Genomic DNA, 7,608 nt, shown 5'->3' on the forward strand with positions numbered 1-7,608 from the left:
CCGGGCCCGGTCAGGCGCGCAGCCGCGCGTTGAGCCGTGCGGCCTGTCGCGTGAGGTGGTCGCGTTCGGGGAGGCTGGACGCCGACCGGGCGGCCTCGGCGTAGAGCCGTGCCGCGGTGACCAGGTCGCCGTCACGCTCGCGCAGGTACGCCGCGACGGCGGTGTGGCGGGGCAGGCCGGGGTCGAGCTCCGCCAGGGCGGCCAGGCCGGCCCGCGGGCCGTCGGCCTCGCCGACGGCGACGGCCCGGTTGAGCCGGGCCACCGGGCTGCCGGTGAGGCGCACCAGCTCGTCGTACCACTCGACGATCTGCACCCAGTCGGTCTCCTCGGCCGTCCGCGCGTCGGCGTGGAGCGCGGCGACGGCGGCCTGGGCCTGGAACTCGCCCAGGCGGTCGCGGGCGAGTGCCGCCTGCAGCACGTCGACGCCCTCGGCGATCAGGCGGGTGTCCCACAGGCCGCGGTCCTGCTCGGCGAGCGGCACGAGCCTGCCGTCCGTGCCGGTCCGCGCCGGGCGCCGGGCGTGGTGCAGCAGCATGAGCGCGAGCAGGCCCGCGACCTCCTCGTGGTCGATCCTGGCCGCCAGCTGGCGGGTGAGCCTGATCGCCTCGGCGGCGAGGTCGACGTCACCAGAGTAGCCCTCGTTGAAGACCAGGTAGAGCACGCGCAGCACGGTGGCGACGTCACCCGGCTGGTTGAACCGGACGCCCGCGACGGTCCGCTTGGCCCTGCTGATCCGCTGCGCCATGGTCGCCTCCGGCACGAGGTACGCCTGCGCGATCTGACGCGTGGTCAGCCCGCCGACCGCGCGCAGCGTGAGCGCGACGGCCGACGCCGGTGTCAGGGACGGGTGCGCGCACAGGAAGTACAGCTGGAGCGTGTCGTCCACCTCCTCCCCCGCCCCGGGCACGGGCTCACCCTCGGCGCGCTCCTCGCGGTGCCGCCGGGAGGCGTCGGCGCGGGCGGCGTCGAGGAACTTGCGCCACGCCACGGTGACCAGCCAGCCCTTCGGGTCCCGTGGCGGGTCGTCCGGCCACACGCGTACGGCCTCGACCAGGGCGTCCTGCACGGCGTCCTCGGCCGCCGCGAAGTTCGCTCCGCGGCGGACGAGAACGCCGATCACGGTGGGGGTGAGGGTCCGCAGGAGGGACTCTTCCACCGTTCGTCACTCCGTGATGGTCGGGTGCGCGGTCAGGAACGGGCGCAGTTCGAGCCACTCGTGGATCGGCTCCCCGCCCGCGCCCGGAGCCGCGGACAGCTCGGCGGCCAGTTCGAGCGCCCGCTCGTAGCTGTCGACGTCGATCACCATCCAGCCGGCGATCAGGTCCTTCGTCTCCGCGAACGGGCCGTCGGTGACCGGCGGCCGCCCCTCGCCGTCGTAGCGGACGAACGTGCCCTCCGGGGAGAGCGCCTGAGCGTCGACGAACTCGCCGGTGCCTTCGAGCCGGGCGGCGAAGTCGTCCATGTACTTCACGTGGGCCGTGAGCTCCTCCGGCGTCCACTTGTCCATGGGCACGTCGTTGACCGCTGCCGGGGCGCCCCGGTAGTGCTTGAGCAGCAGGTACTTGGCCATGATGTCCTCCTTGGTGCGGTACGGCCATGGTGGCCGTGCTCGACTCTGGGACGGAGCCGCGCACGCGTTCTCGACATCCCACCGCGACATTTTTCCTGAAGCCTCCGCCGTGAGTGAGGCAGAGGTAGACCCAGCACTACCGTGCCCGCGCACCGGGATCGGTTAGCGTCGTGGGGTGCTCGCCCCCACCGCCCTGGCCGCCGTGACCCGCCGGCCGTCGGCGTTCCTCCGCTCGTCGTGGCCCTGGCGGTCGCTGGCCTACCTGCTGGGCAGCGCGATCCACGCGGTGGCGGCGTGCGTGGCGATCTACGCGGCCTACGCCTACGGCGTCGGGGTCGCGGCGGGGGGCGCGCTGCTCGCGCTGGCCGTGCTCTCCCTGCCGGCGGCGGCGTTCGAGCGGTGGCGGCTCCGGCTGGTGGACCGCGCGCCCGTCGACGACCCGCACGTCAGGCCGCCGCGGCCCGGTCCGCGCGCCTGGCTCGCCACCCGCCTGCGCGAGCAGGCGACCTGGCGGGAGCTGGGGTTCACCGTCATCGCGGTGTCCGTGATGTGGTGGATGGACCTGGGATTCGTCTCGTCGGCGATCTGGCTGCCGCTGATGCTGCTGTCGGCGCCGTTCCAGCCGAGCCTGCACCTGGTGGAGAGCCTGCCGCTGATCGCCGCCGGGCTGCTGCTGTCGCCGCTCTTCGCGTACATGATGACCGCGTGGGCCGGCACCCGCGCGTTGCTCGTGCGGGCTGTCCTGGCGCCGCGCGACGCGGAGATCATCCGCTCGCGCGCCCGGCTGGTCGACGCGTTCGAGGTCGAACGCCGCCGGATCGAGCGTGACCTGCACGACGGCGCCCAGCAGCGGCTGGTGGCCCTCAGCATGAAGCTCGGGCTGGCCCGGCTCGACCTGCCTCCGGGTTCGCCCGCCGAGGCGCAGCTCGCCGAGGCGCACGAGGAGGCCGGGCGCGCCCTGGCCGAGCTGCGCGAGCTGATCAGGGGCGTCCACCCCCAGGTGCTCACCGACCGGGGGCTCGGCGCGGCCGTGCGCGACGTGGCGGGCCGCTCCCCCGTTCCCGTCGACGTCGACGTCTCGCTGCCCGGCCGGTTGCCGCCGTCGATCGAGGTGACCGCCTACTACGTCGTGTCGGAGGCGATGGCCAACCTCGCCAAGCACAGCGGGGCACGGCGCGGTTTCGTGCGCGCCCGGCTCCGCGACGGCGCGCTGGTGCTGGAGGTGGGCGACGACGGGGTGGGGGGCGCCGACCCGGCGGCCGGGTCCGGGCTGGCCGGGCTCGCGGACCGCGTGGCCGTCACCGAAGGCCTGATGACCCTGTCCAGCCCGCCGGGCGGGCCGACGTCGCTGCGTGTGGAGATCCCATGCCCCGTCTCCGGGTAGCCCTCGCCGAGGACGGTGTGCTGCTCCGTGAGGGGCTCGCCGGGCTCCTCGACCGGTTCGGCCACGAGGTCGTCGCCTCGGTCGGCGACGGAGCGGCGCTGATCGCCGCCGTGGCCGAGTACGAGCCCGACATCGTCGTCGCCGACGTCCGCATGCCGCCCGGCTTCACCGACGAGGGGCTCCGCGCCGCGCTCACGCTGCGCGCCTCCCACCCGGGGCTCGCCGTGCTGGTGCTCAGCCAGTACGTCGAGCAGACGTACGCGGCCGAACTCCTCGACTCGGACGGCGGCTCCGGCATCGGCTACCTGCTGAAGGACCGGATCGGCGACGTGCGGGAGTTCGTGGACGCGGTGGAGCGGGTCGCCGCGGGGCGCACGGTCGTGGACCCGGAGGTGGTGCGGCAGTTGCTGAGCCGCCGCCGCGCGCCGCTGTCCCGGCTGACCCCGCGGGAGCGTGAGGTGCTCGGACTGGTCGCGGAGGGCCGCTCCAACGCCGCCGTCGCCCGCGCGCTGGTGGTCTCCGAGGCGGCGGTGTCCAAGCACATCGCCGGCATCCTGGCCAAGCTCGACCTGCCCCCGGCGGGGGACGACCACCGCCGCGTCCTCGCCGTCCTCGCCTACCTCCGGGGCCGGCCGGGCGGGCCGGAGGAGCGGCGCTGATCCGGCCGTACCTCAGCCGTCGAGCTTGCGGGCGATGGTCTCCAGGGCGGAGAGGTCCGCGGGTGAGAGCCGGTCGATGACGTGGCGGCGGACCGACTCCAGGTGGGCGGGGGCGGCGTCCTCCAGCGTCTCCAGGCCGCGTTCGGTGAGGACGAGATAGCAGCCCCGGCCGTCGGCCGGATCGGGCTCGCGCCGCAGGAGTCCCCGGGCCTCCATGCGGGTGGCGTGCCGGGACAGGCGGCTGCGTGACCAGCCCATCTTGGCCGCCTGCTCGTGCAGCGTGCTGGTGCGGCCCGGACGCTCGGAGAGCGTGCTCAGCACTTCGTAGTCGGGATCGGACAGGCCGATCGCGGCCAGGTCGTGCGCGGTGCGCGACTGGACGGCGATCATCATGCGGCGCAGGGCGCGCCAGGCCCGTTCCTCGTCCGGGTCGAGCCAGCGGACCGTCCCCGGCGGTTTCTTTGACACGTAAACAAGTTACCAGCTACGTTCGTTTCCATGTCAACGAAAACTGTGCGGGTCCTCGTCCTGATGTGCAGCTCCCGTCCCGGCGCCCGGGGCCCGGCGGTGGCGGAGTGGCTGGCCGAGACGGTCGCGCCCCGCGCCGCGGAGCTCGGCGTGGAGCTCGTGCCGGTGGCCCTGCGCGACCTCGGCCTGCCGTTCCTGGACGAGGAGGACGAGCCCGCGTCCGGCGTCTACCGCCACGAGCACACCAAGCGGTGGAGCGCGACGGTGGACGCGGCCGACGGCTTCATCGCGGTCACCCCCGAGTACAACTACGGCATGCCCGCCATCCTCAAGAACGCCCTCGACTACCTCGGCCGTGAGTGGGCGTGGAAGCCGATGGGATTCGTCAGCTACGGCAACACCTCGGCCGGCACCCGGTCGGTCCAGCACGCCAAGCAGGTGGTGACCACGCTGCGGCTGGTGCCCCTGGGCGCCACGCTCGCCCTGCGCATCGGCGACACCATGGAGAACGGGCGGGTCCGCCCCGACGCCGGCCGCGCCGCGATCGCCGTGGGGGTCCTGGACGAGCTGGTCCGGGTCGCCCACGCCCTCCGGCCGCTGCGCGAGCAGGCCCGGTCCCAGCCGGGGCCGCTGCCGGGCTCGTACGTGAGACAGCTGACCCCCGGCGACGCCGGGGAGGTCCTGGTGCTGCAGCGCTGCTGCTGGATGGAGGAGGCGCTGGCCAACGACACGCTGGCCGTCCCCGCACTCGGCGAGTCGCTGGAGCGGGTGGGCGCATGGCTGGCCACCTGGCACACCACGGGCCTGTGGCAGGACGGCCGGCTCCTGGGCATGGTACGGGCGCGGCGCGTGGACGACGACTGGCACGTGGGCCGGCTCGGCGTCGTCCCCGACCTGCGCGGGCGGGGCGTGGGGCGCTGGCTGCTGGGCCGGGCCGAAGCCGCGGCCGAGGCCGGCTGCCGCCGCTTCGTGCTGCGCACCGGCGCCGAGAGCCGCCGCAACCTCGCCCTCTACCACGCCCAGGGCTACCGGACGGAGTCGTCCGACGGCGCGACGGCCTTCCTCACCAAGCCGGTGCCCGCGCACGAGCCCGTCCCGGCGGCTGGATGAGGGGACACCGGCGGCGGTCAGCCGCCCGTGGTGGCATAGGTCGCGATGATCGCGCCCGTGCTGGTTACCTGGCTGTCCGCCAGCCGCAGCGACCGGAGCGCGCCGTCGTCACGGAAGAGACGCTTGCCGCCGCCCACCACCAGCGGGTCGATCATGAGCCGGAGTTCGTCCAGCAGGCCCAGGGCCAGCAGGGTCTGGACGAGCCCCGGGCTGCCGATCACATGCAGGTCGCCGCCTTCCTCCTTCTTCAGCGCTCGCACGGCCGCGCCGGCATCACCCCCCAGCAGCCTCGCGTTCCGCCAGCCGAGCGGCTCGGCGAGGGTGGTCGAGGCGACGTACTTCGGCAACGCGTTCAGGGGCTCGGCGAGCACCTGCTGGTCCTGCGGCGCGTCCGGCCAGTGGGCGGCGAAGATCTCGTACGTGCCGCGCCCCAGCAGGTAGCCGCCCGCGCCGCGGACGTTGTCGATCACCCACTTCATCGACAGGTCGTCGAAGTAGCGGGCGTGCCAGCCGCCGTGCGTGAAGCCGCCGGCCGCGTCCTCGTCGGCGTAGCTGGGTGACTGCACCACCCCGTCCAGCGTCATCCACTCGTTCGCGATCACTTTCCGCATTCCGGCCTCCTGGCTGTCGTGGAGCCTGTCACCCGCGAGGACGGAGCCGGGCGCCCGTTCTCGACATGGCGTCCCTCTCCGGCATGTCACGGGCGGGAGCCGCTGTCTCGTCTACGGGGTAGAGGCAATCTTCGATTGAGGGATGGACGATGAATCTCGCGCTGTGGATCGCTGCCGGACTGCTGGCCGCGGTTGCCCTGCTCGGCGGCATCACCAAGACTTTCGTGCCGAGGGAGAAACTGGCCGCGGCCCACGGCGGAGGATGGACCGGTGACGTCAGCGCGGGCTTCGTCAAGACCCTGGGCGTTCTCGAACTCCTGGCCGCGCTGGGTCTGATCCTGCCCGCCGTGCTCGGCATCGCGCCGGTTCTGGTGCCGGTGACCGCCGTGTGCTGGGTCCTGCTGATGATCGGGGCGATGATCACGCACGGCCGACGCGGCGAGTACTCTCTCTCGGCGCTGAACCTGGTATATCTCGCCATCGCCGCGTTCATCGCGTGGGGCCGCTTCGGCCCCGAGTCCTTCGTCGGCTGACCGGCGGGGAGGAGCCGTCATGAGCAGGACCGAGGAGTTCGAGGAGCTGCGGCCGCTGCTGTTCTCGATCGCGTACCGGATCCTGGGCAGTGTGAGCGAGGCCGAGGACGCGGTCCAGGAGACCTGGCTGCGCTTCCAGGCCTCCCCCGCCCGGCCCAGGTCGGTCAGGGCTTTCCTGTCGGCCACGGTGACCAGGATCGCGATCGACGTGCTGCGCTCGGCCCGCGTCCGGCGGGAGGAGTACGTCGGGCCGTGGCTTCCGGAGCCGCTGCTCGCCGACCCCTACGAGGATCCGGAGCGGTCGGCGGAGCTGGCCGACTCGGTGTCGACGGCGGCCCTGCTGCTGCTGGAGCGGCTCAGCCCGCTGGAGCGGGCGGTCTTCGTCCTGCGGGAGGTGTTCGGCTTCGGCTTCCCCGAGGTCGCGGCGGCCGTCGGACGTTCGGAGGCGGCGTGCCGCCAGCTCGCCGTGCGGGCGCGGCGCCACATGACCGAGGGACGGCCCCGCTTCGAGGCCGATCGCAGGGAGCGGGAGGAGCTGGCGTCGCGGTTCTTCGACGCCCTGCGCGAAGGCGACGTCGCCGGCCTCCAGGAGTTGCTCGCGGCCGACGTGTCGATGGTCGGCGACGGCGGCGGCAAGGCCCCGCAACTGGCCAGGGCCGTCGCCGGCGCCGGGAACGTGGCCAGGCTGCTCGCCTCCGTCTTCCCCCGGATGGCCCTGATCGACGTGGCGTTCGAGCCGCACGACGTCAACGGCGAGCCGGGCGCGATCTTCCGCGACCGGGACGGCAAGGTGCTCCACACCCTGGCGCTGGACGTCCTCGACGGGCGGATCCAGACGATCCGCGCGGTGATCAACCCCGACAAGCTCGGGCACGTGGGCCCGGTGGCGGACGCCTGGGCGATCGACCGCGAGGCACGGCGGGCGCGCTGACAACCCGGGTTGGTTCCTGGGTATGAGGGGCGGTCCGGCGAGGACGAGCGCCTGATGGCGCTCGTCCTCGCCCGGGACGTGCCGTCCGGCTCCGAGCCCGGGTCAGACCTCTTCCACGCTGCTCGGCTCACGCCGGGACAGGTCGATGCCGAGCTCCTCCGCGGCGCGGAAGACGTCCTCGTCGGTGTCGCGCATCTCGATGGACATGCCATCGGTGGAGAGCACCTCGACGTTGAGGCAGAGCGACTGCATCTCCTTGATCAGCACCTTGAAGGACTCCGGGATGCCGGGCTCGGGGATGTTCTCGCCCTTGACGATGGCCTCGTAGACCTTCACCCGGCC

At 73.4% G+C, this 7,608-nt stretch carries 10 protein-coding genes; 5 read left to right on the forward strand and 5 right to left on the reverse strand.

All coding sequences use genetic code 11. The features are described 5' to 3' along the window. Positions 1 to 10: 10 nt before the first annotated feature. Both KME79_RS28930 and KME79_RS28935 read right to left on the reverse strand, forming a co-directional pair. Entirely contained in the window at positions 11 to 1,156 is a 1,146-nt protein-coding gene (locus KME79_RS28930) for an RNA polymerase sigma factor (protein WP_219547480.1), read from the reverse strand. Positions 1,157 to 1,162: 6 nt separating this feature from the next. Further along, positions 1,163 to 1,570 (reverse strand): YciI family protein, encoded by a 408-nt coding sequence (locus KME79_RS28935; protein ID WP_219547482.1) that lies wholly within the window; start codon positions 1,568 to 1,570, stop codon positions 1,163 to 1,165. A gap of 175 nt (positions 1,571 to 1,745) precedes the next feature. On the opposite strand from KME79_RS28935, the gene KME79_RS28940 reads away from it, so the two are divergent. Beyond that, positions 1,746 to 2,954 (forward strand): sensor histidine kinase, encoded by a 1,209-nt coding sequence (locus tag KME79_RS28940; protein WP_219547484.1) that lies wholly within the window; start codon positions 1,746 to 1,748, stop codon positions 2,952 to 2,954. Further along, positions 2,936 to 3,613, forward strand: a complete 678-nt coding sequence (locus KME79_RS28945; RefSeq protein ID WP_219547486.1) for a response regulator — start codon at positions 2,936 to 2,938, stop codon at positions 3,611 to 3,613. The genes KME79_RS28940 and KME79_RS28945 overlap by 19 nt, the downstream gene beginning before the upstream one ends. 12 nt (positions 3,614 to 3,625) lie before the next feature. Here KME79_RS28945 and KME79_RS28950 read toward each other — a convergent pair whose 3' ends face one another. Continuing rightward, positions 3,626 to 4,081, reverse strand: a complete 456-nt coding sequence (locus KME79_RS28950) for a MarR family winged helix-turn-helix transcriptional regulator (protein ID WP_271276717.1) — start codon at positions 4,079 to 4,081, stop codon at positions 3,626 to 3,628. Positions 4,082 to 4,111: 30 nt separating this feature from the next. Between KME79_RS28950 and KME79_RS28955 the strand changes: the two genes are divergently transcribed. Continuing rightward, positions 4,112 to 5,191 (forward strand): bifunctional NAD(P)H-dependent oxidoreductase/GNAT family N-acetyltransferase, encoded by a 1,080-nt coding sequence (locus tag KME79_RS28955; RefSeq protein WP_246640597.1) that lies wholly within the window; start codon positions 4,112 to 4,114, stop codon positions 5,189 to 5,191. A gap of 17 nt (positions 5,192 to 5,208) precedes the next feature. Here the strand turns inward: KME79_RS28955 and KME79_RS28960 are convergent, their stop codons facing one another. Continuing rightward, the gene (locus KME79_RS28960; protein WP_219547488.1) at positions 5,209 to 5,802 is read right to left on the reverse strand and encodes a dihydrofolate reductase family protein; all 594 of its coding nucleotides are present in this window, start codon (positions 5,800 to 5,802) and stop codon (positions 5,209 to 5,211) included. 149 nt (positions 5,803 to 5,951) lie between these two features. Between KME79_RS28960 and KME79_RS28965 the strand changes: the two genes are divergently transcribed. Both KME79_RS28965 and KME79_RS28970 read left to right on the forward strand, forming a co-directional pair. Continuing rightward, a complete protein-coding gene (locus tag KME79_RS28965; protein WP_219547490.1) occupies positions 5,952 to 6,335 on the forward strand; it encodes a DoxX family protein in 384 nt (127 codons plus the stop codon). Positions 6,336 to 6,354: 19 nt separating this feature from the next. After that, positions 6,355 to 7,266: an RNA polymerase sigma-70 factor gene (locus KME79_RS28970; RefSeq protein WP_219547492.1), complete on the forward strand. Its 912-nt coding sequence runs from the start codon at positions 6,355 to 6,357 to the stop codon at positions 7,264 to 7,266. A 102-nt stretch (positions 7,267 to 7,368) separates the two neighbouring features. Here KME79_RS28970 and KME79_RS28975 read toward each other — a convergent pair. Beyond that, positions 7,369 to 7,608, reverse strand: a 240-nt coding sequence (locus KME79_RS28975) for a DNA-directed RNA polymerase subunit beta (RefSeq protein WP_219547494.1), incomplete at its 5' end; no start/stop codon positions are given.

The organism is Nonomuraea harbinensis (assembly GCF_019396385.1).
GTDB lineage: Bacteria > Actinomycetota > Actinomycetes > Streptosporangiales > Streptosporangiaceae > Nonomuraea > Nonomuraea ferruginea.